The sequence below is a fragment of the Mesorhizobium sp. M7A.F.Ca.CA.001.08.2.1 genome (genome assembly GCF_003998455.1).
Taxonomy (GTDB): domain Bacteria; phylum Pseudomonadota; class Alphaproteobacteria; order Rhizobiales; family Rhizobiaceae; genus Mesorhizobium; species Mesorhizobium ciceri.
This window is the reverse complement of the sequence record NZ_RZPW01001220.1, coordinates 1-1057: the sequence shown is the minus strand read 5'-3', so window position 1 is coordinate 1057 and position 1057 is coordinate 1. Positions and strand designations below refer to the sequence as shown.

The following is a 1057-nucleotide window of genomic DNA, read 5'->3' as shown; positions in this document are numbered from 1 at the left end:
ATGTGCGGCGGTTGATCTCGGCCATCACCTCAGCCGCGATGATCTCGCATTCGACGGCAAAGGCACCAGCGTCTTCCAGCCGGCGAAAACGGTCCCACAAGTCGAGCGCTTCGGCTGATGTCTTGCCGACGGCCCTGATGCCGCCGACCCAGGTGGATTTGCGCGGCACGAAGCCGAGATGGCCCATCACCGGGATCTGCTCGTTGGCGAGCATGCGCACGGTGTCGAGACCGCGCCCGGTGATGACGGCGTCGGCACCCGCCGTGATAGCGGAGAAGGCGGTTCGCAGGATTTCGTCCGATGTCACGGCATCGGCGAAGCCTAGCGCGGCGGTGACGAAGACGCGGCGCGATCCTTCGCGCACGCGGGGCACGTTGGCGGCGCGGCAGACGACCATCTCGATGCCGGCAGCCTCGGCGGCGGCTGCCTCTTCGGCGGTTTCGGCGGTCACCTGGGCGATACGCCGTCCGCTGCCCTTCAGCGCGCGCAGGCCAGCAACCGTCACGCTGCGCTCGACCTCGCGGCCGCCGAAGTCGAAGATGCGAGCCATCTCAGCCCTTCAGCTTCTTGGCATAGTAGTCGGGCGCGACGACGCCGGGCTTGGAGAACCATGCCGGCACGTCGACGCCGGAATAGAGCAGGATGTTGCCCCACGGGTCGAAGGCGCCGGTGCGCACGATGACCTTGGCCTTGGCAGCCATTTCGCCAAGGATGGTCTCGTGCGTCGTGGTCTCGAAGTCGGCGTCGGGGAACAGTCGTTTCAGCTTGGCCAGCAGCGGTGCGTTGTGCACCGGCAGTGTGTCGGCATAGCCGATGCGCTCGGCGATCAAATTGGCGGCGATCGGCGCCAGCACGGTTTCGAGATCGGGCACGTCGGGCGAGATGGCGAGGTCGATGCGCCAGGCGCTCGACGGGATCGGAAACCCCGCATCGCAGACGATCATCAGGTCGCCATGGCCCATCGAGGCGATGGCATGCGACAGTTCGGCGTTGAGCAGCCGGTTTCGGTTCATGTCGTTTCCTTCCATGTTGTCTTCATAGCCTCGGCGTAGAGCGC

Annotated in this window: 2 protein-coding genes; both read right to left on the bottom strand. The window is 65.9% G+C overall.

What is annotated here, in order from left to right; translation table 11 throughout:
* On the bottom strand, positions 1-550 hold a 550-nt coding region (locus EN914_RS36340; protein ID WP_127389730.1), incomplete at its 3' end, for a 3-methyl-2-oxobutanoate hydroxymethyltransferase.
* 1 nt (position 551) lies between these two features.
* A partial coding sequence (rbsD, locus tag EN914_RS36335; protein ID WP_348631976.1) for a D-ribose pyranase occupies positions 552-1057 on the bottom strand: 506 nt, incomplete at its 5' end.